Here is a 25437-nt window from a genome sequence, read left to right as displayed (position 1 = left end):
GGCCCATGGGAGAGATGGGCCTGCGCGAGCGCAAGAAGCAGCGGATGTACCAGGACGTGTCGGACACCGCCGTACGGCTGTTCCTGGAGCGGGGCTTCGACGCGGTGTCCGTGGCGGAGGTCGCGGCGGCGGCCGGGATCTCCAAGCCGACCCTCTTCCGGTACTTCCCGGCCAAGGAGGACCTGGTCCTGCACCGGATCGCGGACCACGAGACGGAGGCGGCCCGGGTGGTCGCCGGGGCCGCCGACCCGGTGGACGCGCTGCGCCGGCACTTCCTCGCCGGGCTGGAGCGCCGCGACCCGGTCACGGGCCTGAACGGCCACCCGCAGGTGCTCGCCTTCCACACCCTGCTCTACGGCACCCCGTCCCTGGTGGCGCGGGCGTACCGGCACCAGGAGCGGTCGGAGGCGGCGCTCGCCGAGGCGCTCGGCGGCGATCTGGACGCGCGGCTCGCGGCCGGGCAGATCATCGCCGTCCAGCGGATCCTCGCCCAGGACAACTGGCGGCGGATCGCGGCGGGGGAGGCCGTGGAGGACGTGGCCCCGGACGCCGTGCGGGCGGCGGAGCGGGCCTTCGCGCGGCTGGCGGAGGGGCTCCCGCAGCTGAGAGGCACTGTGTGAGACCGGGTTAAAAATGTAACTCGGTAACGTTATGGCGGTACGCTGGCGCCATGACGCCACCCGACCCCGCCCTCACGGACACCCTCCACGCCGAGCGCGCCCACCACGACGCCTGTCGTGCCGCCCTCACCGCGATGATCGAGGGCGCCGCCGAGCAGGTCGTCATCGGCGAGGACGTCTCCGCCTCCGGCGCCGACGCCGAGGTCCTCGGCTACCAGTTGCGCAGCCAGGCCAAGGCCATGCGCGAACTCCCGCCGGGCCCGCTCTTCTTCGGCCGCCTGGACTTCGCCGGGCACCACCCCGAGCACGGCGGCATGGCCTACCACGTCGGCCGCCTGCGCATCACCGAGGACCCGGCCGCCCCGCCCCTCGTGGTCGACTGGCGGGCCCCCGTCTCCCGCGCCTTCTACCAGGCGAGCGCCCGCGATCCCCAGGGTGTGGAGGTGCGCCGCCGGTTCGGCTGGGCGCCCGGCGGCGCGGGCGACTCCGCCGACCTGACCGGGCTGGAGGACGAGTACCTGGGCCGGGGCGAGTCGCGGGCCAGCGACATCGTCGCCCGCGAGATCGAACGGCCCCGGGTCGGACCCATGCGGGACATCGCCGCCACCATCCAGCCCGAACAGGACGACCTCGTCCGCGCCGCCCTCGCCGACTCGGTGTGCGTCCAGGGCGCCCCCGGCACCGGCAAGACCGCCGTCGGCCTGCACCGCGCCGCCTACCTCCTCTACACCCACCGCAGGCGCCTCCAGCGCGCCGGCCTGCTGATCCTCGGCCCCAACCGCACCTTCCTGCACTACATCGCCGAGGTGCTCCCGGCCCTCGGCGAGAGCGCGCGGCGCGGCGCGACCGACGGGGGGTACCGGCAGACGACGCTGCCGGAGGAGATCGCCCGCCACCCCGTCACCGGCGCCGACTCCCCGGCAGCCGCCGCGCTCAAGCACGACGCCCGCATGGCCGAGGCGTTGCGCCGGGCGCTGTACGCGCGCGTGAGCACCGACGGCCTCACCGACCTCGCCGTGCCCGACGGCTCCTACCGCTGGCGGGTGCCCGCCGCCGAACTGGCCGCGATCGTCGCCGAGGTGCGCGCCGAGGAACCGCCGTACGCCGTCGGGCGCGAGCGGGTGCGCACCCGGGTCGTACGGCGCCTGCGGGAGCGGGCCGAGCGGCGCGCCGGGGTGCTGCCCGCCGCCTGGGTGCGCCGCATCGAGCGGGCCCGGCCGCTCACCGCCTGCCTGGACACGGTGTGGCCGAGGATCCGCCCGGAGGAGGCGCTCACCGAACTCCTCGCCGACGCGGGGGTGTTGGCGCGGGCGGCGGACGGTCTCCTGGACCCCGCCGAACAGTCGGCACTGCTGTGGCCCAGGCCGCCGCGCTCGTACAAGTCGGCCCGCTGGTCGGCCGCCGACCTGGTGCTGCTGGACGAGCTGTCCGGGCTGATCGAACACCCCGAGGGATACGGGCACATCGTGGTCGACGAGGCGCAGGACCTGTCGCCCATGGAGTGCCGGGCGATCGCCCGCCGGGCGGCCTTCGGCTCGCTGACCGTCCTCGGCGACCTCGCCCAGGGCACCACCCCGTGGGCCGCCCGCGACTGGTCCGTCCAGCTCCGCCACCTGGGCAAGCCGGAGGCGCGCGTGGTGCCGCTGACCACCGGCTTCCGGGTACCGGCGGCCGTCGTGACCCTGGCCAACCGCCTCCTGTCCCGGCTGGACGTCGCGGTCCCGGCGGCCCGGTCCCTGCGCACGGACGGCGCGTTGCGGCTGCGGCCGACGACGGACGTGCCCGGTACGACGGTGACGGCGGTCCGCGAGGCGCTGGCCCACGAGGGCTCGGTGGGCGTGGTCGCGGCGGACGAGGAGGTGGCCGGCGTGGGGGAGGCACTGAGCGCGGCCGGCATCGCCACGTCCGGGCCGGACACCCTGGGCGCCCGGGTCACGCTCGTCCCGGCGAGCATGGTGAAGGGCCTGGAGTACGACCATGTCGTGGCCGTGGAACCGGCGTCGGTCACGGCGGCGGAGCCGCGCGGCGCACACCGCCTGTACGTGGTCCTGACCCGGGCCGTCTCCCGCCTGGACGTCGTCCACTCCCGCCCGCTGCCGTTCTGACGGGGGTGGCGTGCGCCCTGGCCGGCGGCAACCGTGCGCTCTGTCACGCCCCCACGTACGTGGCCAAGTGCTTCCCGGTCAACGTCGAGCGCGCAGCGACGAGTTCCGCCGGTGTCCCCTCGAACACCACCCGGCCCCCGTCGTGCCCGGCGCCCGGGCCGAGGTCGACGATCCAGTCGGCGTGGGCCATGACGGCCTGGTGGTGCTCGACCACGATGACGGACTTGCCGGAGTCCACCAACTGGTCGAGCAGGCCCAGCAGATGCTCGACGTCGGCCAGGTGGAGGCCCGCCGTCGGCTCGTCCAGGACGTAGACGCCGCCCTTGTCGGCCATGTGCGTGGCCAGCTTCAGCCGCTGGCGCTCGCCGCCGGAGAGGGTGGTGAGGGGCTGGCCGAGGGTCAGGTAGCCGAGGCCGACGTCGGTCAGCCGCTGGAGGATCCTGTGGGCCGCCGGGATGTGCGCCTCGCCCGTGGCGAAGAACTCCTCCGCCTCGGTCACCGACATCGCCAGCACCTGGGCGATGTCCCGCCCGCCGAGCGTGTACTCCAGCACCGAGGCCTGGAACCGCTTTCCCTCGCACTCCTCGCACGGCGTGGCGACCCCGGCCATCATCGCGAGGTCGGTGTATACGACCCCGGCGCCGTTGCAGGTGGGGCACGCGCCCTCGGAGTTGGCGCTGAACAGGGCCGGCTTCACGCCGTTGGCCTTGGCGAAGGCCTTGCGGACCGGCTCCAGCAGGCCGGTGTACGTCGCCGGGTTGCTGCGCCGGGAGCCACGGATCGGGGCCTGGTCGACGGAGACCACGTCCGCACTCCCGGGGCCCTTGGGCACCGAGCCGTGCACGAGCGAGCTCTTGCCGGAGCCCGCGACGCCGGTGACCACGCACAGCACGCCGAGCGGGATGTCCACGTCGACGTCCTGGAGGTTGTGCGTCCGCGCGCCCCGGATCTCCAGCGCGCCCGTCGGCTTGCGCACGGTGTCCTTCACGGCGGCCCGGTCGTCCAGGTGGCGGCCGGTGAGGGTGCCGCTGCCCCGCAGCGCCTCGACGGTCCCCTCGAAGCACACCGTGCCGCCCGCCGTACCGGCGCCGGGGCCGAGGTCCACGACGTGGTCGGCGATGGCGATGACCTCCGGCTTGTGCTCCACGACGAGGACCGTGTTGCCCTTGTCGCGCAGGCGCAGCAGCAGGTCGTTCATGCGCTGGATGTCGTGCGGGTGCAGGCCGGTGGTGGGCTCGTCGAAGACGTACGTCACGTCGGTCAGGGCGGAGCCCAGGTGGCGGATCATCTTCACGCGCTGCGCCTCGCCGCCCGACAGCGTGCCCGCCGGCCGGTCCAGCGAGAGATAGCCGAGGCCGATCTCCACGAACGAGTCCAGGGTGTGCCGCAGCGAGGCGAGCAGCGGCGCCACCGTCCCCCGCGCGTGGCTGACGCCACTGTACGCGCGGGTGGTACCCCCAGGCTCGGCCAGCCCGCGCACCCACGCGGCGAGGTCGCTGATCTGCATCGCGCACGCGTCGGCGATGCTCACGCCCGCGATCTTCGAGGAGCGGGCCGCCTCGGTGAGCCGGGTCCCCGCGCACTCGGGGCAGACGGCGAAGGTGACCGCGCGGTCCACGAAGGCCCGGATGTGCGGCTGCATGCCCTCCTTGTCCTTGGCGAGCATCGACTTCTGGATGCGCGGGATCAGACCCTCGTAGGTCATGTTGATGCCCGCGATCTTCATCCGGGTCGGTTCCTTGTGCAGGAAGTCCTGGAGTTCGCGCTTCGTGTACGTGCGGATCGGCTTGTCGGGGTCGACCAGGCCGGACTCGGTGTAGAGCCGGTAGTTCCAGCCGCCGGACTTGTAGCCGGGGATGGTCAGCGCGCCCTCGTTGAGGGAGAGGGAGTCGTCGTAGAGCTGGGTCAGGTCGAGGTCGGAGACCGTGCCCCGGCCCTCGCAGCGCGGGCACATGCCGCCGGTGATGCTGAAGCTGCGCCGCTCCTTTACCTGCTGTCCGCCGCGCTCGACGGTGACCGCGCCGGCGCCGCTGACCGAGGCCACGTTGAAGGAGAACGCCTTGGGCGAGCCGATGTGCGGCGTGCCGAGCCGGCTGAAGAGGATGCGCAGCACGGCGTTGGCGTCGGTGGCGGTGCCGACGGTGGAGCGGGGGTCGGCGCCCATCCGCTGCTGGTCGACGGTGATCACGGTGGTCAGCCCGTCGAGCACGTCGACCTCGGGGCGCGCCATGTTCGGCATGAAGCCCTGGACGAACGCGGGGTACGTCTCGTTGATCAGCCGCTGCGACTCGGCGGCGATCGTGTCGAACACCAGTGAGCTCTTGCCGGAGCCGGAGACCCCGGTGAAGACCGTCAGCCGGCGCTTGGGCAGCTCGACGTCGACGTCCTTGAGGTTGTTCTCCCGGGCGCCGTGCACCCGGATCAGGTCGTGGCTGTCGGCGGCGCGCGCCGGGGTGAGGTCCATGCCGGCCAACCTAACGCCGCCCGCGCCGCCGGCGCTTCTCGAATCCTGACGGCTTCGAGAGGCCCTAGGCGGGACCCGAGGTGTCGGCGGCCAGGGAGAGGGCGAGTCCGCCGAGCACCGTGCCCATCACCCAGCGCTGCATCCTGAGCCAGGAGGGGCGGCGGGCGAGGAAGACGGCGATGGTGCCGGCGGCGAGCACGATGGCCAGGTTGACCGCGATGCTCACCACGATCTGGACCGAGCCGAGCAGGAGCCCCTGGAGCAGCACGTGGCCCTTGCCCAGGTCGATGAACTGGGGGATCAGGGAGACGTACATGATGGCGATCTTCGGGTTGAGCAGATTCGTCATCAGGCCCATCGTGAAGAGCCTGCGCGGCGAGTCGTGCGACACGTCCTGCGGGGCGAAGACCGGGACGCCGCCCGGCTTCAGGGCGTTCCAGGCGAGGTACGCGAGGTAGGCGGCGCCGGCCAGCTTCACCGTGACGTACAGCCCGGGTACGGCGGTGAAGACGACCGACAGGCCCAGGTTCGCGGCGAGCAGGTACACCAGGAAGCCGAGGGCGACCCCGCCGAGGGAGATCATCCCGGCCCGGCGGCCCTGGGTGATGCTGCGCGAGACGAGATAGATCATGTTCGGGCCGGGCGTGAGGACCATGCCGAGCGCCACCAGGCCCACGCCGAACACTCCACTTGGTTCGATCATGCGGCGAGCGTAGGTCAGTTCAATACCTCGGTGCAATCAAAAGATTGCGCTCGGTGCAATGGTGTGGTGGGGTGAGTGCCGTGAAGGACTACCGGAGCGTCGCCGACGCCGTGGCCGAGGAGATCCGCGCCGGCACCCTGCGACCCGGCGACCGCCTGCCCCCGCAGCGCGCGTTCGCCAGGCGGCACGGCATCGCCGGCTCCACCGCCACGCGCGTGTACCGGGAACTGGCCCGGCGCGGCCTGACCGTGGGCGAGGTCGGCCGCGGCACGTTCGTGCGCGCGACGCCCGACGGCCCCGCCCCCGCGCTCACCGAACCGGCGCTCGCCCGGATCGACCTGGAGCTGAACCACCCCGTCGTACCCGAGCAGAGCGCCCTGCTCGCCGAGGGGCTCGGCGGGCTGCTGCGCCCGGACGCCCTCGCTCACGCGCTGCGGCCGGTCGGCGCGGCCGGGCTGCCCGCCGTCCGGGAGTCCGCCGCCGCCCTCCTCGCCCGCGGCGGCTGGCGCCCCGACCCCGCGCGGATCCTGTTCGCGGGCAACGGCCGGCAGGCCGTCTCGGCCGCCGTCGCCGCCCTGGTGCCCCCGGGCGGCCGCCTCGGCGTCGAGGAGCTGACATACCCCGTGATCAAGGCCGTGGCGGCCCGGCTCGGCATCACCCTCGTCCCGCTGGCCATGGACGAGGACGGGCTGGTCCCGCAGGCGCTGGCGCGGGCCCACGCGGCCGCCCCGCTGCACGCCGTCTACGTCCAGCCGCGCGTGCACAACCCGCTCTCGCTCACCCTGCCCGAGCGGCGGGTCGTGGAGCTGGCCGAGACCCTGGAGCGGCTCGCCCTGCCGGCCGTGGAGGACGCGATCTGGGGGTTCCTGCGCGACGAACTCCCGCCGCTCGCCGCGTACGCGCCCGAGCGGACCGTCCTCGTCGACAGCCTGTCCAAGCGGCTCGCCCCCGGTCTGACCCTGGGCTTCGCCGTCGCCCCGGCCGCGCTCACGCCGACCCTCTCCGCCGCCCTGCGCGCGAGCGGCTGCACCCCGATGCGCTTCGCGCTGGAGGCCGCCCACCGCTGGCAACAGGACGGCACCGCAGCGGAGTTGGCGGCCGCCAAGCGGCGGGAGGCGGTGGTGCGGCAGGAGATCGCGGCCCGGCGGCTCGCCGGGTTCGACGTGCGCGGCGAGGACCGCTCCTTCCACTGCTGGTGGCGGCTGCCCGGCGGCTGGCGCGCGGACACGTTCGTCGCCGCCGCGGCCCGGCTCGGCATCGGGGTCGTGCCCGCGGCCGCGTTCACCGTCGGCGAGGCCCACGCCCCGGCCGCCGTCCGCGTGGGCCTCGCCACGCCCCCGCGCGACGTCCTCGCCCAGGCGCTCGGCACACTCGCCGACCTGGCCCGCACGGCACCCGAGGACGCGGTCGCCGACTGATCCGGGCCGGGGTGTCACATCCCGGATCCCACCGGTGTCTTCATGGCGACAAGCCCTTCGTACCGTTCGTACCGGGAGAAGACGATGACACTGCGTGTCCCGAAGGCGGACCTCTCCGCCGAGCTGAGCGAGAGCATGATCGAGCAGTACGGTCTCGTGCCCGAACCCCTTGAGGCCACCGGCCACCACCCCGACGTCTTCCGGGCGAGCTCGGAGATGGGGGCGCGGGTGACCGCGTGGGACATGGCCGACGACAGCCTCAAGACGTTCGCGCACATGGCCGTCGCGGCACAGGTCGGGTGCAGCTGGTGCCTCGACATCAACTACTTCCTCGCGCAGCACAAGGACCTGGACCTGACCAAGGCGAGCCAGGTGCCGCGCTGGCGGGAGTCGGACGTGTTCACGCCGCTGGAGCGGGACGTGCTGGAGTACGCCGAGGGCATGACGGACACCCCGCCGACCGTCACCGACGCGCTGGCCGCGCGCCTGCTGGACCGGCTCGGCCCGGCGGCACTGGTCGAGCTGACGGCGGCGATCGCCTTCGCCAACTTCTCGACCAGGAACAACGCGGCACTCGGGGTGAAGTCGCAGGGCTTCTCGGACGCCTGCGAGATCCCCCTGGCCGGCCGCCCGGTGACGTCCGGCCCGGCTCCGACGGCATGACGGCGCAGGACCCCTTCGTCGCCCACCGCAGCCTGCTCTTCACGGTCGCCTACGAGATCCTCGGCTCGGCCGCCGACGCCGAGGACGTGCTCCAGGAGTCCTGGCTGCGCTGGGCGGGCGCCGACCGGGCCGAGGTCCGCGACCCGCGGTCGTACCTGGTCCGCACCGTCACCCGGCAGTCGCTCAACCGGCTGCGCACCCTGGCGCGCAGACGCGAGGAGTACGTCGGCGAGTGGCTGCCCGAACCCCTGCTGACCAGCCCGGACGTCGCGGAGGACGTCGAGCTCGCGGAGAGCGTGTCGATGGCGGTGCTGACCGTCCTCGAAACCCTCGGGCCGACCGAGCGCGCGGTGTTCGTGCTGCGCGAGGTCTTCGACCTGCCGTACGGCGAGATCGCCGAGGCCGTCGGCAGGCCGGCCGCCACCGTACGGCAGATCGCCCGCCGGGCCCGCGCGCACGTGGCGGCCCGGCGGCCCCGGGTGACGGTGAGCCGCTCGGAGCAGCGGGCCGTGGTGGAGCGCTTCCTGCTGGCGCTGCGCACCGGGCGGCTGCAGGAGCTGCTGGACGTCATGGCGCCCGACGTGGTCATGATCACCGACGGCGGCGGGGTGGTGGCCGCCGGGCTGACGCCGTTCCACGGCGCCGAGCTGGTCGCGGGGCTGCTGGCGCGCGCCAGCGAGGTCACGTCGGACTTCGCGCCGGTGTGGCTCAACGGCGCACCGGCGATCCGGATCGACCTCGACGGGGAGGCGTGCGCGGTCAGCGTCACGGTGGCCGACGGCCGCATCACCGGCCTCTACGTCGTCCGCAACCCGCACAAGCTGACCCGCCTCGACGAACCGGCGCAGCTGTCCCGGTGACCGGCCGGCCCCCGTGCCTCACCCCGCGACACACTTTTGCAAGCAAGGTGCTTGCAATTGTTAGCAGGGGTGGGGCACAGTGGGGGCATGGCATCGCTGAACGTCGGCAACCTCGGTGAGTACCTGCGCGAACAGCGGCGGAACGCCCAGCTGTCGCTGCGGCAGCTCGCCGACGCCGCCGGGGTGTCCAATCCGTACCTGAGCCAGATCGAGCGCGGGCTGCGCAAGCCCAGCGCGGAGGTGCTCCAGCAGGTCGCCAAGGCCCTGCGCATCTCCGCCGAGACGCTGTACGTGCGCGCCGGCATCCTCGACGCGGAGCGGGACGGGGAGGAACGCCTCCGGGAAGGCGCGACGCGCGCCGGCATTCTCGCCGACCCCTCGCTCAACGAGCGGCAGAAGCAGGTGCTGCTCCAGATCTACGAGTCCTTCCGCAAGGAGAACGGATTCGGGGGCGGCGAGCCCGACGCGGCCGAGGACGGCCCGGCGGGCGCGGACCACGACACCGGCGGCACGGACGGCGCCGGCGCCGCGGCCGGCAGAAGCGATGTCGATGCCGGTCCGCGGCGGACGGCCGGATAACCGGACCAGGGCGCCGGCCGCCCCACCGCGGACCACACCAACCCTCAGCCGAACGCGAATCCGGGAGGACCAGATCACCATGGCCATCACCGACGACCTGCGCAAGACCCTCAGCGACCCGACTCCGCTCTACTTCGCCGCCGGTACCGCCGACCTCGCCTACCAGCAGGCCAAGAAGGTGCCCGCCCTGGTCGAGCAGCTGCGCGCCGAGGCCCCGGCCCGCATCGAGGCCGTCCGCAACACCGACCCCAAGGCCGTGCAGGAGAAGGCCGCCGCCCGCGCCAAGGAGGCGCAGGAGACCCTGCAGACCAAGGTCAACGAGTTCCTCGGCACCCTCGACGTGGACCTGAAGAAGCTCGGCGAGCAGGCCCAGGACCTCGCCCTGCGCGGTGTCGGCGTCGCCGCCGAGTACGCCGTCAAGGCCCGCGAGACCTACGAGAAGGTCGCCGAGCACGGCGAGCAGACCGTCAAGACCTGGCGCGGCGAAGCCGCCGAGGACATCGAGGACTTCGCGATCGCCGTCGAGGGCAGGCCCGAGCCGGTCGGCGTCAAGGAGGAGGAGCCGAAGCCCGCCGAGGCCGAGGCCGCGCCCGCCGAGAAGAAGCCGGCCGCCAAGAAGGCCCCGGCGCCGCGCAAGAGCACCACCGCGAAGAAGACCACGCCGCCCGCGAAGTGAGCGCGCGCGACGAGCCGGCACCGGGCCGGGCACCTTCGGGGTGTCCGGCCCGTTGTATGGGTACCGTGGCTGTACGGACGACTCGACTCGGGTGGTGGGTACTGTGCTGACAACGGCAATCGGCGGAGTGATGTGGCTGATCTTCACCGCCATGCTGGCGCTCGCCATCGTGGCGTTCGTGATGGCGGCGATCTTCCGCGAGGACGCCTACCGCGCCGCGAACAAGAACAACAAGGGCTTCTGGCTGATCATCCTGGGACTCGCGGTCGCGGTGAACCTCTTCGTCCCCTGGCTCTTCCTCCAGCTCGCGGGCCTGGTCGCCACGATCGTCTTCTTCGTGGACGTCCGCCCGGCCCTCCAGCAGGTCTCGGGCGGCAGGGGCGGCAAGGGCTTCCGGAAGCGGGGCCGCGGCAGCAGCAGCGACGGTCCGTACGGGCCGTACAACGGCGGCCGCTGACAAGCACACCCCGACCGGCAGCCGGCGACGGAGCGGTACCTCCTACGGGGAGGTACCGCTCATACCGTCCGGTCCAGCAGCACGACCGCCACGTCGTCCGTCAACTCGCCCCCGTTGAGCTGCCGGACCTCGGCCACCGCGGCCCGCAGCAGCGCCTCGCCCCGCAGCCCCTCGGACAGCTGCCGCCGGATCATCGACACCATGCCGTCCTGACCCAGCCGCTCCCCGCCGTCGCCGACCCGCCCCTCGATCAGCCCGTCGGTGTAGAGCATCAGGCTCCACTCGGCCCCCAGCCCGACCTGCATCCGCGGCCAGCGCGCCCCGGGCAGCAGCCCGAGCGCGGGGCCGTTGTTGTCGTAGGGCAGCAGCGTCGCGTCCCGCCCGGGACGGGCGAGCAGCGGTGCCGGGTGCCCGGCCAGGCACAGGCCCGCGCTGCGGCCGTCCGGCGCGATGTCGACCGTGCACAGCGTCGCGAAGATCTCCTCGTCGGCGCGCTCGTGCTCCAGCACCTGCTGCAGCGTGCTCAGCAGCTCGTCCCCGCACAGCCCGGCCAGCGTCAGCGCCCGCCAGGCGATGCGCAGCTCCACGCCGAGCGCGGCCTCGTCCGGGCCGTGGCCGCAGACGTCACCGATCATGGCGTGCACCGTGCCGTCGGGCGTGCGGACGGCGTCGTAGAAGTCGCCGCCGAGCAGTGCCCGGGAGCGGCCGGGGCGGTAGCGGGCGGCGAAGCGCAGCTCGGAGCCGTCCAGCAGGGGCGTGGGCAGCAGCCCGCGCTCCAGCCGGCGGTTCTCCTGGGCGCGCAGCCGGCCCTCCGCGAGGCGCCGCTCCGCGGTGTCGGAACGTTTCCTCTCCACCGCGTACCGGATGGCGCGGCTCAGCAGCCGGCCGTCCAGCTCGTCCCGGAAGAGATAGTCCTGGGCCCCCACGCGCACGGCCTCGGCGCCGCGCTCGGGGTCGGCGGAGGCGGTCAGCGCGAGCACGGCGTGCCGGGGCGCGAGCCGGAGCACGTGCTTGAGCACGGCCAGCTCGTCGTCGGCGTCGTCGCGGGCGGGCGCGGACAGCGCGAGGTCCAGCAGGATGCAGTGGACGTCGTCGGTGAGCAGCCGCTCGGCCTCGGTGAGGTTGCGGGCGGTGCGCACGCGGATCGGCTTGCCGGCCGAGTCCTGCAACTCGTGCGCCAGCGGCGAGCCGGCCGGATCGTCCTCGATCAGCAGCAGCGTGAGAGTGGTGCCGGCGCCGCTGGCGGGCGTGGCGTCGCGGTGGGCCTCTTCCTTGAGGGGGCCGCCGACTGCGGTGGCGGCCTCCTGCGCCTGACCACTCTCCACGGCCGGGATCGCTCTCTGCCGCGGTACGGGTACGGGCATGGTGTCGGGTTCCTTCCCTCCCCCCGAGGGCGTGACGGCGCCGAGGGTCTCGGGCCGTCGACGGGTGACCATAGCGGCACTGCCCGCCCTGATGGAATGGTGTGAGCCGCGTCGCTCCCGCGCAGGCCGCTGTCATATGCCGCGTTCCCTACCGCAGTTGGACAGGGCGCCCCGGCCCGCGGGATGACGAAGCTCACGTCTGCCGGGGTTCGGGCGGGGGTTGGGGTGCGGCGGGTCACATGGCGTGGGTCACGCGCAGGGTGTGGTGTGGAGGGCGATGTGCGGGTGGGGTGCGGGGTGTGTCCCGGCCGTGAGGCCTACGCGTCGGGCCGTACGACGCCCAGGATCGCCATCGAGCCGGCGCCCGCGATCGTGACGTTACGGCCCGGGCGGGGGGCCTGGATGATGGCGCCGTCGCCGATGTAGATGGCGACGTGGCTGGCGTCCGTGAAGTAGATGATGAGGTCGCCGGGCCGCATGTCCTTGATGTCGACGTGCTTCAGCTGCTGCCACTGCTCCTGCGAGGTGCGCGGGATGGGCCGGCCGGCCGCCGCCCAGGCCTGGGAGGTCAGGCCCGAGCAGTCGAAGGAGCCGGGGCCCTCGGCACCCCACACGTACGGCTTGCCGAGCTGGGCGGTGGCGAACGCGACGGCCTTCCTGCCCTGCTCGGAGGCCTTGGCGTTGATCTCCTTGAGGACGCCGGTGTCCAGCCAGGCGGTCTGGGCCTTCAGCGCGGCCTGGTTCTCCAGCTGGTCCAGCCGCTCCTGGTCCTTCTTCGCCAGCTCGGATTCGAGCTTCTTCGCGGCGGAGATCTGCTGCTCGATCTTCTTCTGGGCGTCGGCCTTGGTCTTGCGGTCGGCGTCCAGCTTCTGCCACCGGTCGGCGGCGTCGACGGCGTAGGCCTGCAAGTCGTCCTGTGTGCCGGTCAGTTCGCCGATCAGCTTCTTCGTCGCCCGCTGGCCCTGGAGCACCAGCCCGGCGCCGTCCAGGAACTGGCCCGGGTCGTCGCTGAGCAGGAACTGCGCGGTGGGCGGCAGGCCGCCGGTGCGGTACTGCTCCCGGGCCGCCGCGCCCGCCTGGTCCTTGAGCCTCTCCAGCCGCTGCTGCCCCGTGGCGATCTTCTTGGCCAGGGCGACGATCTCGGCGGACTGCTTCTTCGTCCGCTCCTCGGCGGCGTTGTAGGCGTCGGTCGCGACGGCCGCGTCGTGGTAGAGCTTGTCCAGCTGTTCTCGGACCTTCTCAAGGTCCTTGCCGGGCTCGGGAGTCGGGGACGACGCGGGGGAGGGGGTCGCGCTCGGCGTGGGTGCCGGAGCGGCGAAGGCCGTGCCGGGTGCCGACAGCGCGGTCACCGCGCAGACCACGGTCACGGCGGCCATCAGCATGCCGCGCTTGTCCCAGCCCATCACACGTCCCCCAACCTGATTTACCGTCAGTAACTTACGGTGCCCGGGGATCGTGTCACGTCATGGCGCAAAACGACAGAGGCAATGACAGACCCATGGAAACGACACAGGAAGCAATCCCCCCGCACCCGCCGCCGTACGACGATCCCCCGCCGATGTGACGAACGACGCACGGAGATCGTTCCCCTCCCCTCCACGCCCGGCCGTCCCACCGGACACCAGGGTCAGCCGCGCGGCGCCAACGCCCCCCACCTGACCGTCACTTCGCCCTGCCGCCAGCGGGCCGGGGAGTCCGTCACCGGCCAGTCCGCCGTCAGGTCCCGTACCGCGCGCAGCCAGCGCTGGCGGGCGCCGTAGGAGGCGTAGGGCGCGGCGGCGGCCCAGGCGCGGTCGAAGTCGCGCAGGAAGGCGTGCACCGGCTCGCCGGGGACGTTGCGGTGGATGAGCGCCTTCGGCAGCCGCTCGGCGAGGTCGGACGGCCGCTCCAGCGAGCCCAGCCGCGTCGCGAAGGTCACGGTCCTCGGCCCCTCCGGGCCGAGCGCCACCCACACGTGGCGCCGCCCGATCTCGTCGCACGTCCCCTCGACCAGCAGCCCGCCGCGCGAGCCGGCGCCCGCCGGGGCGAGCCGCGCGCACAGCCGCTCCCAGACGGCCGCGACCTGGTCCTCGTCGTACTGGCGCAGCACATTGGCGGCCCGGACGAGCAGCGGGCGCCCGGCGACGGGGATCTCGAAGCCGCCGTGCCGGAAGACCAGCCCGTCGCGTTCGTACGGCCTGGCCGCCGCCACCCGCTCCGGTTCGATCTCGACGCCGACCACACGCGCGCGGGGCGCGACGGTCCGCAGCCGGCCGAGCAGTTCGACGGCGGTCCAGGGCGCGGCGCCGTAGCCGAGGTCGATCGCGAGCGGGTCCGCGGCGCGCCGCAGCTCGGCGCCGTGCGTGGCCCCGATCCACCGGTCCATGCGGCGCAGCCGGTTCGGGTTGGTCGTCCCGCGCGTCACCGTTCCGACAGGGCGGGAGGCTGCGCGGGCTGTCATGCCTACGAGGGTAAGCGGGCGCCCGGCCGAACTCCGTCGGCCGGGCGCCCGGGGTCGGGGGTCAGCGGGAGCGCTGCGCGGCCTTGCGGCGCAGGACGAGGACGATGCCGCCGCCCACCACGACCAGCGCGGCCGCCGCACCGGCGATCAGCGGGGTGCCGCTGGACGCACCGGTCTCGGCGAGGCGGGTCCCCCCGCCCGCGGGCGACGGGGCGCCGCTCGCCACCGGCGAGGCGGCCGGGCTGCCGCTGCGGGCCGGGGCCGGGACGGCGGAGGCCGCCGAAGAGGGGCGCGCGGACGGCGCCGCCGAGGACGCGGGGGCGGACGGCGTCGGGGAGGCCGAGGGGGCGGAGCCGCCGGCGGGCGTGCAGGTGAAGTCGTCCGGGACGACCACCGGGGGCTTGAGGTCCTCGTCGACGCTGTCGCCCGCCTTCACGTGGACCACGAAGGTCTGCCCGGCGTGCCAGTCCAGGGGATGCAGGTCGACGCTCGCGCCCTGCGCGGTCGGGTGCCCGATGGTGCCGGTGTCGACGTCCCGCTCCCCGCCCGGCATGCTCAGCTCTATCTTCAGGGTGAGCGTGGCGGGGGTGCCGGAGGCGTCCTTGTCGGTGACCCGGACGACGGGCTTGCCCGCGCTGTCGCAGGCCGGGGCGGCGGTGAAGTCGGCGATGTCGCAGGCGAGCGCGGACTGGGCGGCGGCGACGGAGAGGGCGGCCGCGGCGGCCGACGTGCCGATGGCACGCGCCGCCCTGGTGAGGTGACGGGAACGGAGCACGAGGAAGCGTGTACATGCCCCGCGCAGATGCTGTCAAAGGTTGTATCGCAGCAGGTCAAGCCTTGTCCTAAGAGGTTTCCGCCACGAGTAAAGAGGCGCCGCGTGCGGGTCTGGCGCCCACCCCGATGGTTGACCGCTGGAAGGTCATGATTGGGTAAAGCGGTCCGATCGGGAAATGACAGCGCCCCCGCCCGCTGTTGCACCCCCTTGGAGGGCGCGGCAGGCCCTCCGGCAGGCATGCCCGCAGCCCAGGAGGAACGCCAGGTGAGCCAGTACGTCAGCAGGCTCGGGCGCCGCTCTCCGGCGACCGCCCCCCGGCTCCGGCTGCACCGCAGGCCGCGCCGGGTCGCCATGCTCTCCGTGCACACGTCCCCGCTCCACCAGCCCGGCACCGGCGACGCCGGCGGCATGAACGTCTACATCGTGGAGCTGGCCCAGCGCCTCGCCGCGCAGGGCATCGAGGTCGAGATCTTCACCCGCGCCACCTCCGGCGGCCTCGAACCCACCGTCCAGCTGGCCCCCGGCGTCCTCGTCCGGCACGTGGACGCGGGCCCCTACGAGGGGCTCAACAAGGAGGACCTGCCCGCCCAGCTGTGCGCCTTCACGCACGGCGTGATGCAGGCCTGGGCCGGCCACCGCCCCGGCTACTACGACCTCGTCCACTCCCACTACTGGCTCTCCGGCCACGTCGGCTGGCTCGCCGCCCAGCGCTGGGGCGTGCCCCTGGTGCACGCCATGCACACCATGGCCAAGGTCAAGAACGCCAGCCTGGCCGCCGGCGACACCCCCGAGCCCGCCGCCCGCGTCATCGGCGAGACCCAGATCGTGGCCGCCGCCGACCGCCTCGTCGCCAACACGGCGGAGGAGGCCGACGAACTGGTCCGGCACTACGACGCCGATCCCGCCAAGGTCGCCGTCGTCCACCCCGGCGTGAACCTCGACCGCTTCCGCCCGGCCGACGGCCGCGCCGCCGCCCGGCTGCGCCTGGGCCTGCCGCAGGACGCCCTGATCCCGCTCTTCGCGGGCCGCATACAGCCCCTGAAGGCCCCCGACGTGCTGCTGCGCGCCGTGGCCGTCCTGCTGGACGAGCGCCCCGAGCTGCGCTCGCGCATCCTCGTGCCGATCGTCGGCGGCCCGAGCGGCAGCGGGCTCGCCAAGCCGGAGGGGCTGCAGAAGCTCGCGGCGCGGCTCGGCATCGCGGACGTCGTACGGTTCCGCCCGCCGGTCGGCCAGGAGCAGCTCGCGGACTGGTTCCGGGCCGCGTCGATGCTGGTCATGCCGTCGTACAGCGAGTCCTTCGGGCTGGTCGCGATCGAGGCGCAGGCGGCCGGTACGCCGGTGCTGGCCGCCTCGGTCGGCGGGCTGCCGGTGGCCGTGCGCGACGGCGCGACCGGCTTCCTGGTCCAGGGCCACGACCCGGCCGACTACGCGCGCGTGCTGCGCCGGTTCGCCGACGAGCCCGCGCTCACCGCCACCATGGGCCGGGCCGCCGCCCGGCACGCGCAGTCCTTCGGCTGGGACACGGCGGCCGCCGCCACCGCCGAGGTCTACGCGGCCGCGACCCAGTCCCACCGCCGTCGCGTACGCTCGCCCCATGGGTGATGTGGACAAGACCGCGCAGGTCCTGGAGGGCGTCCTGGAGGACGTCGAGCTGGAGTGGGAGAGCCCCGAGCCCGGGAACTACGTGGTCAAGCTCCCCGGCACCCGCAAGCTCTCGACCACGGTCTCCTTCCTCGTCGGCCGCCACTCGCTCTCCCTCAACGCCTTCGTCGTCCGCCACCCCGACGAGAACGAGGCGGGCGTCCACCGCTGGCTCCTGGAGCGCAACCTCAAGCTGTACGGCGTGAGTTACGCCGTCGACCGCCTCGGCGACGTCTACGTCACCGCCCGCCTGCCCCTCGCCTCGGTCACCCCCGACGAGATCGACCGCCTCCTCGGCCAGGTCCTGGAAGCGGCCGACGGCGCCTTCAACACCCTCCTGGAGCTGGGCTTCGCCTCCTCGATCCGCAAGGAGTACGCCTGGCGCGTGTCCCGGGGCGAGTCGACGCGGAACCTGGACGCGTTCAGCCATCTGATCGAACGCCCTGCGGACTGACGCTCAGCGCGCGCTGAGCCGGTAGCGGCCGGGGGTGACCCCGACCAGCCTCCTGAAGTGCCGGGTGAGATGGGCCTGGTCGAAGAATCCGGTGACGGCCGCCACCTCGACCGGCGCGAGCCCGTCCAGCAGCAGCCGCCGGGCCCGCCCGACCCGCCGCGACATGAGGTACTGGTGCGGGGCGATGCCGTACGCCCCGCTGAACGCCCGCACCAGATGGGCGGGATGGGCGTGCAGCGACCGCGCGGCCTCCTCCAGCCGGATCCCGTCGACGACCCGGGCGTCGAGCAACTCCCGCAGCCGGCGGGCGAGTACCGGATCCGGACGGTACGGGGGCACGTCCGTGCGCCGCCGCAGATGGTCCCGCAGCCGCTCCCCGACGAGGGTCAGCCGGCTCTCCGCCTCCAGTTCGTCACCGGGCCGGGCGAGGGCGGAGTGCAGTCGCCCGACGCGCTGCCGCAGCACCGGATCGCGCAGATCGGGCGTGTCGACGGCGGCCCCGATCAGGTCCTCGCCCAGCAGGCTGCTGTCGAGGTAGACGACCCGCTTGCGGAAGCCGTCCGGGGTGGCGGGCGAGCCGTTGTGCGCCACGTGCGGCGGCAGCAGCGAGACGGTGTCGAGCGGGGTGCCGTGCTCATGCCGGTCGAGGTCGTACCGTACGGCCCCGTCGTCCACGATGAGCAGCGTCCAGGCGTCGTGGACGTGCATCGGATAGGCGTACTCGGTGAAGTGGGCGTGGAAGACCTCCACGACACCCGGGACGCGCGGGCGCCAGGCGGAGACTTCCTGCCGGTCGGCCACGTTAAGAACGTACAAGACCCGCGGTCCGGCCGCCCGGCAGTCTCACTGCATGAACACCGAACCGATCAGTCCCGGGCCCGTACGCTTCGACACGAAGATCGCCGTGCTGCTGCGCGAGGACCTGGAGCCCTGGCAGCGCCTCAACGTCACCGCGTTCCTGGTCAGCGGCCTCGGCAGCCAGGTTCCCGAGGTGATCGGCGAGCCGTACGAGGACGCGGACGGGGTCGGGTACCTGCCGATGTTCCGCCAGCCGGTGCTGGTCTTCGAGGGTACGAAGGAGACGTTGAAGGCGGCCCACACCAGGGCGCTGAGCCGCGCCCTGCCCAGGGCCGTCTTCACCGCGGACCTGTTCACGACGGGCAACGACCGCGACAACCGGGCGGCGGTGCGTGCCGTGCCGACGGCGGAACTGGACCTGGTGGGGCTGGCGGTGCACGGCCCGCGGAGCGGGGTGGACAAGGTGCTGAAGGGGGCGCGGATGCATCCGTGAGGTGCGTCCGTGCGGTCCGTCCGCGAGGTGCGCCCGCGCGGGCGGGGCGCCCCCTCCGGCACCCTCGGGTGACTACTTGAACTGGCCCGGCTGGTAGTCGCCGGCGGGCATCCGGACGATGACGTTCAGCCGGTTGTAGGCGTTGATGAGGGCGATCAGCGTCATCAGGCCGAAGAGCTGGTTCTCGTCGTAGTGCTTGGCGGCGTTCTCCCACACCTCGTCCGGGACGCCACCGGCCGCGTCGGCGATCCGGGTGCCCTCCTCCACCAGCTCCAGGGCGGCCCGCTCGGCCTCGGTGAACACCTTGGCCTCCCGCCAGGCGGCGACCAGGTGCAGCCGCTGCGCGGTCTCACCGGCGGCGGTCGCGTCCTTGGTGTGCATATCGGTGCAGAATCCGCAGCCGTTGATCTGGCTGGCCCGGATCTTCACCAACTCCTGCGTGGCGGCGGGCAGCCCGGACTCCGCGACCACCGTGCCCACCGCGTTGAGGTGCTTGATCGCCTTGGTGGCGAGCGGGTTGCCGAAGAGGTTCAGACGCGCTTCCATGATCTGCTCCTGTGTGGTCGTCGATGACTGCACACCTCTGACGGGCGGGCTCGCCGAGATGTGACACGAGCGAATGTGACGCCCATCACTGCTCCCGCGGTCCGGCGCCGAATCTGCACAGCGCGCACGCAACTGCCGGGCGGGCGGCCTGCCTCGGTTCCCCTTGGTGCGGAGTTGTCGTGGTTGGCGCGGCGGTGGCAAGAGCTGTGGGGTGCCTGTGTGACGGGAGGTGTGGAGAAACCGCCCGCGTCGCGTGAGCGCGCCCGCACGAATGAGACGACGGGAGCAGCCAATTGGCCAGGTGGGAGCGGTGATTGACTGGCTGCTCCGGCGCGCTCCGTGGTTGTATCGCTGGCACCGTCGGGACCGCGCCGAGGTGCCCTGAAAAGGCCGGCGCACGCCCGCGGCCGCGGCTCACCGTCTGTCCCCAGCGGCGCCGCTTCCCCCTGTGGACCATCCATGCGAAGGGCAGTTTCCCCATGAACTCCGCTCACCAGGTTCAGACCGCCGAGATCTCCGACGCCGACCTCGACTCCGTCGCCGGCGGCCTGAGCCCCGAGGCGAGTGCCTCCCTCGGCGCCACGACCGTCACCAGCACCGAGGTGCTGTCCCAGCTCAACGGCGTCACGGGCGAGGTGCAGGGCGTCCTCGGCCAGTACGGCCACGTCGGCGTCAACATCTCCCTCTGATCACCCAGATCGCCACACCGAGCCCCCTGCCCGCGCCTGACCGCGCAGCCAGGGGGCTCGACGCGGTGCGGCCCTGCCCGTACGGCTCAGGCGGCGCGAGCCTCGGCGGCCGCGCCTCCGGCCGTCGTGGTCGCGTCCCCGTGCCTTCGGCCCTGGCGTCCTCGCCCTCTGAGCCTCGTCCGCCGCGCCTCCGTCTGCCGGGCCTCCGTCCGGCCGGGCCTCAGGTGTCGGGCCCCAGCCACCGTGCCCTCGGTCCCTGTGCCCTCCCGCGCCCTCGGTCCTGACGGGGGCGGCCGTTTCCCCGGCCTGCCCAGACCGCCCGGCCCGCCGAGACCATCCGGTCCGCCCGGACCGCTCAGGCGGCGCGGACCTCGGTCGCCGTGTCCTCGGCGCCCGCGCGCTCGGTGCTTATGTCCTCGCGTCCCGGGTTCCCGGGCGGCGGTGCAGGTGCTGTCGGGGTCTCCTTCGGCAGTCCCCGCATGAGCACCCCGTACCCCAGGCCCGCGACCGTTCCCACCGCGGCGCACGTCGCCCACAGCCACTGCGCGCCCCAGCGGTCGATGACCGCGCCGGACATCAGCGGGGCGACCAGCGCGGCGACGGACCACGACAGGGTGTAGACGCCCTGGTAGCGGCCGCGCCCGTGGACCGGCGAGAGCCGGACGACGAGGCCGGTCTGGGTGGGCGCGTTGACGATCTCGGCGAGAGTCCACACGCACACGGTGACCATGAAGACGCCGACCGATCCGGCGAAGGCGGTGAGCCCGAAGCCGTACCCGGCGAGGATCGAGGAGAGCACCAGCAGGGTGCGTGGGTCGCGGTGCTCGATGAACCGGGTGACCGGGATCTGCAGGGCGACGATCAGGACGCCGTTGACGGCGACGGCGAGGCCGTAGTCGGCGGGCGAGAACCCGGCCCGGCCCATGGCCACCGGCAGTCCCACGGCCCCCTGCTGGAAGATCAGCGCGACGAGGAAGGACAGCCCGACGACGGCCATGTACCGCCCGTCGCGCAGCACGGTCCCGAGGCTGACGGCCTCCTCCGCGTCCTCGCTGTCCGCGGTCTCCGGCCGGGACTCGGGCACCTTCAGGAAGACGACGAGCGCGCAGGCCAGGGTCATCCCGGCCTCGATCAGGAACCCGGCGAGATAGCTGAACTCGGCGATGAACCCGGCGGCCGTGGAGGAGACGGCGAACCCGAGGTTGATGGCCCAGTAGTTGAGGGAGAACGCCCGCACCCGGTCCTCGGGCCGGACGAGGTCGGCCATCATCGCCTGCACGGCCGGCCGGGAGGCGTTGGAGGCCATGCCGACGAGGAAGGCGACGGCCGCGATGGCGACCGGGTCGGTCATGAAACCGAGCAGCGCGACGGAGGCGGCGGTGGCCGTCTGGGCGATGAGCAGCGTCGGCCGCCGCCCCAGCCGGTCGGCCATGACGCCACCGCCCAGCGAGGAGACGACTCCGCCGAGCCCGTGCAGCGAGGCGACGAGACCGGCGTACGAGGCGGAGTAGCCGCGGTCGAGCGTCAGGTACAGGGCCATGAAGGTGGCCACGAAGGCGCCGAGCCGGTTGACCAGGGTGCTGGTCCACAGCCACCAGAACTCACGGGGGAGCCCGGAGACGGTCTCCCGGGCGGCACGTCTGAGACTGGTTGCGGGCATGACAGCGGACCCCCGTGGATGGACGACGCCCCGGACGTGAGGGCGATGTAAGCGGCGCAAGCGGCAGGCACAAGTTACAGAGCCGGTCCGTCGGTTGCCACTCGATTAACAGACCCCGTCAACCGTCCACCCACCGGCCGGGCGGGGCGGCGCCCCGAACGGGTGGATTACGCTCTTTCCCATGGCCGACGCACCGTACAAGCTGATCCTCCTCCGCCACGGCGAGAGCGAGTGGAACGCGAAGAACCTGTTCACCGGCTGGGTGGACGTCAACCTCAACGAGAAGGGCGAGAAGGAGGCAGTCCGCGGCGGCGAGCTCCTGAAGGACGCCGGTCTTCTCCCCGACGTGGTCCACACGTCCCTCCAGAAGCGCGCGATCCGCACGGCGCAGCTCGCCCTCGAAGCCGCCGACCGCCACTGGATCCCGGTCCACCGCAGCTGGCGCCTGAACGAACGCCACTACGGCGCCCTCCAGGGCAAGGACAAGGCGGCCACGCTGGCCGAGTTCGGCGAGGAGCAGTTCATGCTCTGGCGCCGCTCGTACGACACCCCGCCCCCGCCGCTCGCGGACGACTCCGAGTTCTCGCAGGCGCACGACGCCCGCTACGCCTCCATCCCGCCGGAGCTGCGCCCGGACACGGAGTGCCTGAAGGACGTCGTCGTCCGGATGCTCCCCTACTGGTACGACGGCATCGTCCCCGACCTCCTGGCCGGCCGCACGGTCCTGGTCGCGGCCCACGGCAACTCGCTGCGCGCCCTGGTCAAGCACCTGGACGGCATCTCCGACGCCGACATCGCGGGCCTGAACATCCCGACGGGCATCCCGCTGGCCTACGAGCTGGACGAGAACTTCAAGCCGATCACCCCGGGCGGCACCTACCTCGACCCCGAGGCGGCCGCAGCCGCGATCGAGGCGGTCAAGAACCAGGGCAAGAAGAAGTAGGGCGAGAAGTAGGGCGACCCCTTACACCACAGGGCCGGTGTGAATTCGATTCACACCGGCCCCAGGTGTTTGTGCCCTATTCCGGGTGGTCCGTCAGCCGCACTGGCAGGGATTGCCCGACTGGCAGCCGCAGCCGCAGCCCGAGCCGCAGCCGCACGCACCGAACAGCGGAAGGCTCCTGGTCTCGGCGGGCTGGTCGGTCTCGCGCTCCTGAGTGGGGTCTGGCGTGGTGCTGGGGGATTCGGCCATGGGTCCCTCCTGGACGCTGGGGCAGGGATGCCCTCGCCCATTTCATGCCCGCTTCCCAGGGCGCATCAACGGCGCACAGTGGCGCTCGCACGCTCCCGCCGGTCACCCCCGCAAGCCCCGGAGGGCCCCGGTCAGGCGCCCTCGACGCCCGTCACCGGCTGGATGTCCGGCTGGAGCTCGTCCGCGTGCTCGCCCGTGACCAGGTAGACCACGCGCTTGGCGACGGCCACGGCGTGGTCGGCGTAGCGCTCGTAGTAGCGGCCCAGCAGGGTGACGTCCACCGCCGTCTCGATGCCGTGCTTCCAGCGCTCGTCGATCAGGTGCTGGAAGAGCGTGCGGTGCAGCAGGTCCATCTCGTCGTCGTCCTGCTCCAGCTGGAGCGCGAGGTCGACGTCCTTCGTGATGATCACCTCGGCCGCCTTCGCCATCAGGCGCTGCGCGAGCTGGCCCATCTCCAGGATCGTGGCGTGCAGGTCGTTCGGGACCGCGCGCTCGGGGAAGCGCAGCCGGGTCAGCTTCGCCACGTGCTGGGCGAGGTCGCCGGAGCGCTCCAGGTCGGCGGACATGCGGAGCGACGTGACGACGATGCGCAGGTCGGTCGCCACCGGCTGCTGCCGCGCCAGCAGGGCTATCGCCCGGGCCTCCAGGTCGTGCTGGAGCTCGTCGACCTTCTGGTCCGCCTCGATGACGCTCTCGGCGAGCTTCAGGTCGGCGTCCAGGATGGCCGTCGTGGCGCGCCCGATCGCCGACCCGACCAGCCGGGCCATCTCCACCAGACCATCGCCGATCGAGTCAAGTTCCTCGTGGTACGCGTCCCGCATCAGGGTTCCCTCTCATAGGTGTGCTTGGTCCCACGCTCCCACGTTCTGGTCCGCACGCGTCCGTTTCCGCCATCTCAAGTGAACCAACACTGGCTCCAAGGTGAACTCTGGGCGACGAGTGTTCGAGGTCGCCCTTGGACGGCTGTGGGTATGTCGTACGCCCTGCTTAACCTGGATGCATGGACGTGAACGCGGCGGTCGCCGCAGCGGCAGCGATCGCCGGGGTGCTCACCGGCGTCATCGCCATGCTGGCGTTCCGCTGGAGCGAACGCGACCAGAAGCGACCGACCAGGACTTCCTTGCACACCGATCCCGTACTCCCGCCCGGCGTGGACACCGTGCTGTCCGTGCTCCGCTCCTCGGCCGTCGTCCTCGACGAGGCCGACGCCGTCGTCAAGGCCAGCTCCGCCGCGTACGCCCTCGGGCTGGTGCGCGGCGGCAAGCTCGCCGTGGAGCCCATGCTCCAGATGGCGAGGGACACGAGACGTGACGGCGAGATACGCCAGGTCGAGCTGGACCTGCCCCGGCGCGGCACCGGACGCGGCGAGGCCCTCGCCGTCTCCGCGCGCGTGGCCCCGCTCGGCTCCCGTCTGGTCCTGCTGCTGGTCGAGGACCTGACCGAGGCCCGCCGGATCGAGGCGGTCCGGCGTGACTTCGTGGCGAACGTCAGCCATGAGCTGAAGACGCCCGTCGGCGCGCTGTCCCTCCTCTCGGAGGCGGTCATGGACGCCTCCGACGACCCCGAGGCCGTGCAGCGCTTCGCGGGCCGCATGCAGATCGAGGCGACCCGGCTGACCAACCTGGTCCAGGAGCTCATCGACCTGTCCCGCGTGCAGAACGACGATCCGCTGGAGGACGCCGAGCCCGTCCGCGTGGACGAACTCGTCGCCGAGGCCGTCGACCGCTGCCGCCACCAGGCGGGTACGAAACAGATCACGATGGCCGCGGGCGGCACCGCCGACCTGCACGTCTGGGGCAACCGCGGCCAGCTGGCCGCCGCCCTCGGCAACCTCGTCGAGAACGCCGTGAACTACTCCCCGGCCCGCACCCGCGTCGGCATAGCCGCCCGCCGGGTCTCCGCACCCGGTGGCGACATGATCGAACTCGCCGTCACGGACCAGGGCATCGGCATCTCCGACAAGGACAAGGACCGCATCTTCGAGCGCTTCTACCGCGTCGACCCCGCCCGCTCCCGGGCGACCGGAGGCACCGGTCTGGGTCTCGCGATCGTGAAGCACGTGGCCGCCTCGCACGGCGGGGAGGTCACGGTCTGGAGCGCCGAAGGCCAGGGCTCCACGTTCACCCTGAGACTGCCGGAGGCGGGCGTGGCCCGTGATCGTGCCGGTCAGCACCCGGACCCCGACCTCGATGACGAGGCCGGCGGCTCCACCGAATCATCCCCGTACGAACCGCTTCCCGCCCCGGAGGTCCTTCCGTGACCCGAGTGCTCGTCGTCGAGGACGAGGAGTCCTTCTCCGACGCCCTGTCGTACATGCTCCGCAAGGAGGGCTTCGAGGTCGCTGTGGCGGCCACCGGGCCCGACGGACTCGACGAGTTCGAGCGCAACGGCGCCGACCTCGTCCTCCTCGACCTGATGCTGCCGGGCCTGCCCGGTACGGAGGTGTGCCGTCAGCTGCGCGGCCGCTCCAACGTCCCGGTGATCATGGTGACCGCCAAGGACAGCGAGATCGACAAGGTCGTGGGCCTCGAAATAGGAGCCGACGACTACGTCACCAAGCCCTTCTCGTCCCGCGAGCTGGTCGCCCGCATCCGTGCGGTGCTCCGCCGCCGTGGCGAGCCGGAGGAGGTCACCCCGGCCGCGCTGGAGGCGGGCCCGGTCCGCATGGACGTCGACCGCCACGTGGTGACGGTGGCCGGCTCCAAGGTCGACCTTCCGCTCAAGGAGTTCGACCTCCTGGAGATGCTGCTCCGCAACGCCGGCCGCGTCCTGACCCGCATGCAGCTGATCGACCGCGTCTGGGGCGCCGACTACGTGGGCGACACCAAGACCCTCGACGT

At 72.8% G+C, this 25437-nt stretch carries 25 protein-coding genes; 15 read left to right on the top strand and 10 right to left on the bottom strand.

The genetic code is table 11. The features are described from left to right. The first annotated feature begins 5 nt into the window (after positions 1 to 5). Positions 6 to 620: a TetR family transcriptional regulator gene (locus ACFC8N_RS09605; RefSeq protein ID WP_376287694.1), complete on the top strand. Its 615-nt coding sequence runs from the start codon at positions 6 to 8 to the stop codon at positions 618 to 620. Positions 621 to 670: 50 nt separating this feature from the next. Beyond that, positions 671 to 2725: a HelD family protein gene (locus ACFC8N_RS09600; RefSeq protein ID WP_376287692.1), complete on the top strand. Its 2055-nt coding sequence runs from the start codon at positions 671 to 673 to the stop codon at positions 2723 to 2725. A 43-nt stretch (positions 2726 to 2768) separates the two neighbouring features. Here ACFC8N_RS09600 and ACFC8N_RS09595 read toward each other — a convergent pair whose 3' ends face one another. Next, a complete protein-coding gene (locus ACFC8N_RS09595; protein WP_376287690.1) occupies positions 2769 to 5189 on the bottom strand; it encodes an ATP-binding cassette domain-containing protein in 2421 nt (806 codons plus the stop codon). A 64-nt stretch (positions 5190 to 5253) separates the two neighbouring features. Further along, positions 5254 to 5892, bottom strand: a complete 639-nt coding sequence (locus ACFC8N_RS09590; RefSeq protein WP_356020403.1) for a LysE family translocator — start codon at positions 5890 to 5892, stop codon at positions 5254 to 5256. Positions 5893 to 5972: 80 nt separating this feature from the next. On the opposite strand from ACFC8N_RS09590, the gene ACFC8N_RS09585 reads away from it, so the two are divergent. From ACFC8N_RS09585 to ACFC8N_RS09560, 6 genes are all read left to right on the top strand, one after another. Continuing rightward, positions 5973 to 7310 carry a PLP-dependent aminotransferase family protein gene (locus tag ACFC8N_RS09585; RefSeq protein WP_376287754.1) on the top strand — a complete coding sequence of 446 codons (1338 nt, stop codon included), beginning with the start codon at positions 5973 to 5975 and terminating at the stop codon, positions 7308 to 7310. An 84-nt stretch (positions 7311 to 7394) separates the two neighbouring features. Next, the gene (locus ACFC8N_RS09580; RefSeq protein ID WP_356020398.1) at positions 7395 to 7973 is read left to right on the top strand and encodes a carboxymuconolactone decarboxylase family protein; all 579 of its coding nucleotides are present in this window, start codon (positions 7395 to 7397) and stop codon (positions 7971 to 7973) included. Then, complete coding sequence (locus ACFC8N_RS09575) at positions 7970 to 8833, top strand: RNA polymerase sigma-70 factor (protein WP_376287688.1); 864 nt, start codon at positions 7970 to 7972, stop codon at positions 8831 to 8833. Before ACFC8N_RS09580 ends, ACFC8N_RS09575 begins: the two co-directional genes overlap by 4 nt. 87 nt (positions 8834 to 8920) lie before the next feature. After that, positions 8921 to 9412: a helix-turn-helix transcriptional regulator gene (locus ACFC8N_RS09570; RefSeq protein ID WP_356020394.1), complete on the top strand. Its 492-nt coding sequence runs from the start codon at positions 8921 to 8923 to the stop codon at positions 9410 to 9412. Between the two features lie 79 nt (positions 9413 to 9491). Then, the gene (locus ACFC8N_RS09565; protein ID WP_356020392.1) at positions 9492 to 10088 is read left to right on the top strand and encodes a hypothetical protein; all 597 of its coding nucleotides are present in this window, start codon (positions 9492 to 9494) and stop codon (positions 10086 to 10088) included. 130 nt (positions 10089 to 10218) lie between these two features. Then, positions 10219 to 10545 carry a DUF2516 family protein gene (locus ACFC8N_RS09560; RefSeq protein WP_376287752.1) on the top strand — a complete coding sequence of 109 codons (327 nt, stop codon included), beginning with the start codon at positions 10219 to 10221 and terminating at the stop codon, positions 10543 to 10545. A 59-nt stretch (positions 10546 to 10604) separates the two neighbouring features. On the opposite strand, the gene ACFC8N_RS09555 is transcribed toward ACFC8N_RS09560, so the two are convergent. The 4 genes from ACFC8N_RS09555 to ACFC8N_RS09540 form a co-directional block, all read right to left on the bottom strand. Further along, entirely contained in the window at positions 10605 to 11909 is a 1305-nt protein-coding gene (locus tag ACFC8N_RS09555; protein WP_376287686.1) for a PP2C family protein-serine/threonine phosphatase, read from the bottom strand. Positions 11910 to 12226: 317 nt separating this feature from the next. Further along, a complete protein-coding gene (locus tag ACFC8N_RS09550; RefSeq protein WP_376287684.1) occupies positions 12227 to 13312 on the bottom strand; it encodes an NlpC/P60 family protein in 1086 nt (361 codons plus the stop codon). Between the two features lie 224 nt (positions 13313 to 13536). Continuing rightward, positions 13537 to 14349 carry a class I SAM-dependent methyltransferase gene (locus tag ACFC8N_RS09545; protein WP_376287682.1) on the bottom strand — a complete coding sequence of 271 codons (813 nt, stop codon included), beginning with the start codon at positions 14347 to 14349 and terminating at the stop codon, positions 13537 to 13539. A gap of 61 nt (positions 14350 to 14410) precedes the next feature. Further along, the gene (locus ACFC8N_RS09540) at positions 14411 to 15124 is read right to left on the bottom strand and encodes an LAETG motif-containing sortase-dependent surface protein (RefSeq protein WP_356020381.1); all 714 of its coding nucleotides are present in this window, start codon (positions 15122 to 15124) and stop codon (positions 14411 to 14413) included. Between the two features lie 264 nt (positions 15125 to 15388). On the opposite strand from ACFC8N_RS09540, the gene mshA reads away from it, so the two are divergent. Both mshA and ACFC8N_RS09530 read left to right on the top strand, forming a co-directional pair. After that, positions 15389 to 16726 (top strand): D-inositol-3-phosphate glycosyltransferase, encoded by a 1338-nt coding sequence (gene mshA, locus ACFC8N_RS09535; protein ID WP_356020379.1) that lies wholly within the window; start codon positions 15389 to 15391, stop codon positions 16724 to 16726. Continuing rightward, positions 16719 to 17219 (top strand): YbjN domain-containing protein, encoded by a 501-nt coding sequence (locus ACFC8N_RS09530; protein ID WP_376287679.1) that lies wholly within the window; start codon positions 16719 to 16721, stop codon positions 17217 to 17219. The genes mshA and ACFC8N_RS09530 overlap by 8 nt, the downstream gene beginning before the upstream one ends. Positions 17220 to 17222: 3 nt before the next feature. On the opposite strand, the gene ACFC8N_RS09525 is transcribed toward ACFC8N_RS09530, so the two are convergent. After that, entirely contained in the window at positions 17223 to 18020 is a 798-nt protein-coding gene (locus ACFC8N_RS09525; RefSeq protein ID WP_362816886.1) for an AraC family transcriptional regulator, read from the bottom strand. A gap of 49 nt (positions 18021 to 18069) precedes the next feature. On the opposite strand from ACFC8N_RS09525, the gene ACFC8N_RS09520 reads away from it, so the two are divergent. Beyond that, complete coding sequence (locus ACFC8N_RS09520) at positions 18070 to 18510, top strand: DUF2000 domain-containing protein (protein WP_356020372.1); 441 nt, start codon at positions 18070 to 18072, stop codon at positions 18508 to 18510. Positions 18511 to 18582: 72 nt separating this feature from the next. Here the strand turns inward: ACFC8N_RS09520 and ACFC8N_RS09515 are convergent, their stop codons facing one another. After that, entirely contained in the window at positions 18583 to 19056 is a 474-nt protein-coding gene (locus ACFC8N_RS09515) for a carboxymuconolactone decarboxylase family protein (RefSeq protein WP_356020370.1), read from the bottom strand. A 479-nt stretch (positions 19057 to 19535) separates the two neighbouring features. On the opposite strand from ACFC8N_RS09515, the gene ACFC8N_RS09510 reads away from it, so the two are divergent. Then, positions 19536 to 19745, top strand: coding sequence for a hypothetical protein (locus ACFC8N_RS09510; protein WP_356020368.1), 210 nt, complete (start codon positions 19536 to 19538; stop codon positions 19743 to 19745). A gap of 355 nt (positions 19746 to 20100) precedes the next feature. Here the strand turns inward: ACFC8N_RS09510 and ACFC8N_RS09505 are convergent, their stop codons facing one another. Further along, a complete protein-coding gene (locus ACFC8N_RS09505; RefSeq protein ID WP_356020366.1) occupies positions 20101 to 21405 on the bottom strand; it encodes an MFS transporter in 1305 nt (434 codons plus the stop codon). Between the two features lie 181 nt (positions 21406 to 21586). Between ACFC8N_RS09505 and ACFC8N_RS09500 the strand changes: the two genes are divergently transcribed. After that, positions 21587 to 22348 (top strand): phosphoglyceromutase, encoded by a 762-nt coding sequence (locus ACFC8N_RS09500; protein WP_356020364.1) that lies wholly within the window; start codon positions 21587 to 21589, stop codon positions 22346 to 22348. 380 nt (positions 22349 to 22728) lie between these two features. On the opposite strand, the gene phoU is transcribed toward ACFC8N_RS09500, so the two are convergent. Then, entirely contained in the window at positions 22729 to 23418 is a 690-nt protein-coding gene (gene phoU, locus ACFC8N_RS09495) for a phosphate signaling complex protein PhoU (RefSeq protein WP_356020362.1), read from the bottom strand. Between the two features lie 179 nt (positions 23419 to 23597). Between phoU and ACFC8N_RS09490 the strand changes: the two genes are divergently transcribed. Both ACFC8N_RS09490 and ACFC8N_RS09485 read left to right on the top strand, forming a co-directional pair. Then, positions 23598 to 24857 (top strand): ATP-binding protein, encoded by a 1260-nt coding sequence (locus ACFC8N_RS09490; RefSeq protein WP_356020360.1) that lies wholly within the window; start codon positions 23598 to 23600, stop codon positions 24855 to 24857. Further along, a partial coding sequence (locus ACFC8N_RS09485; RefSeq protein WP_376287675.1) for a response regulator transcription factor occupies positions 24854 to 25437 on the top strand: 584 nt, incomplete at its 3' end. The genes ACFC8N_RS09490 and ACFC8N_RS09485, both read left to right, overlap by 4 nt.

Origin of the sequence: Streptomyces sp. NPDC055966, from assembly GCF_042269865.1 — a bacterium.
GTDB lineage: Bacteria > Actinomycetota > Actinomycetes > Streptomycetales > Streptomycetaceae > Streptomyces.
Note: the sequence above shows the minus strand (reverse complement) of the source record. Positions and strands in the feature narration are given on the sequence as shown.

What these genes read in the sequence shown, in the direction of transcription:
- ACFC8N_RS09605 (WP_376287694.1), top strand. Translation starts at nt 6, where the DNA reads ATGGGAGAGATGGGCCTGCGCGAGCGCAAGAAGCAGCGGATGTACCAG.
- ACFC8N_RS09595 (WP_376287690.1), bottom strand. Translation starts at nt 5,189, where the DNA reads ATGGACCTCACCCCGGCGCGCGCCGCCGACAGCCACGACCTGATCCGG.
- ACFC8N_RS09565 (WP_356020392.1), top strand. Translation starts at nt 9,492, where the DNA reads ATGGCCATCACCGACGACCTGCGCAAGACCCTCAGCGACCCGACTCCG.
- ACFC8N_RS09550 (WP_376287684.1), bottom strand. Translation starts at nt 13,312, where the DNA reads ATGGGCTGGGACAAGCGCGGCATGCTGATGGCCGCCGTGACCGTGGTC.
- ACFC8N_RS09490 (WP_356020360.1), top strand. Translation starts at nt 23,598, where the DNA reads ATGGACGTGAACGCGGCGGTCGCCGCAGCGGCAGCGATCGCCGGGGTG.
- ACFC8N_RS09570 (WP_356020394.1), top strand. Translation starts at nt 8,921, where the DNA reads ATGGCATCGCTGAACGTCGGCAACCTCGGTGAGTACCTGCGCGAACAG.
- ACFC8N_RS09560 (WP_376287752.1), top strand. Translation starts at nt 10,219, where the DNA reads ATGTGGCTGATCTTCACCGCCATGCTGGCGCTCGCCATCGTGGCGTTC.
- ACFC8N_RS09575 (WP_376287688.1), top strand. Translation starts at nt 7,970, where the DNA reads ATGACGGCGCAGGACCCCTTCGTCGCCCACCGCAGCCTGCTCTTCACG.
- ACFC8N_RS09590 (WP_356020403.1), bottom strand. Translation starts at nt 5,892, where the DNA reads ATGATCGAACCAAGTGGAGTGTTCGGCGTGGGCCTGGTGGCGCTCGGC.
- ACFC8N_RS09530 (WP_376287679.1), top strand. Translation starts at nt 16,719, where the DNA reads ATGGGTGATGTGGACAAGACCGCGCAGGTCCTGGAGGGCGTCCTGGAG.
- ACFC8N_RS09515 (WP_356020370.1), bottom strand. Translation starts at nt 19,056, where the DNA reads ATGGAAGCGCGTCTGAACCTCTTCGGCAACCCGCTCGCCACCAAGGCG.
- ACFC8N_RS09600 (WP_376287692.1), top strand. Translation starts at nt 671, where the DNA reads ATGACGCCACCCGACCCCGCCCTCACGGACACCCTCCACGCCGAGCGC.
- ACFC8N_RS09520 (WP_356020372.1), top strand. Translation starts at nt 18,070, where the DNA reads ATGAACACCGAACCGATCAGTCCCGGGCCCGTACGCTTCGACACGAAG.
- ACFC8N_RS09500 (WP_356020364.1), top strand. Translation starts at nt 21,587, where the DNA reads ATGGCCGACGCACCGTACAAGCTGATCCTCCTCCGCCACGGCGAGAGC.
- ACFC8N_RS09545 (WP_376287682.1), bottom strand. Translation starts at nt 14,349, where the DNA reads ATGACAGCCCGCGCAGCCTCCCGCCCTGTCGGAACGGTGACGCGCGGG.
- ACFC8N_RS09580 (WP_356020398.1), top strand. Translation starts at nt 7,395, where the DNA reads ATGACACTGCGTGTCCCGAAGGCGGACCTCTCCGCCGAGCTGAGCGAG.
- phoU (WP_356020362.1), bottom strand. Translation starts at nt 23,418, where the DNA reads ATGCGGGACGCGTACCACGAGGAACTTGACTCGATCGGCGATGGTCTG.
- ACFC8N_RS09505 (WP_356020366.1), bottom strand. Translation starts at nt 21,405, where the DNA reads ATGCCCGCAACCAGTCTCAGACGTGCCGCCCGGGAGACCGTCTCCGGG.
- ACFC8N_RS09510 (WP_356020368.1), top strand. Translation starts at nt 19,536, where the DNA reads ATGAACTCCGCTCACCAGGTTCAGACCGCCGAGATCTCCGACGCCGAC.
- ACFC8N_RS09555 (WP_376287686.1), bottom strand. Translation starts at nt 11,909, where the DNA reads ATGCCCGTACCCGTACCGCGGCAGAGAGCGATCCCGGCCGTGGAGAGT.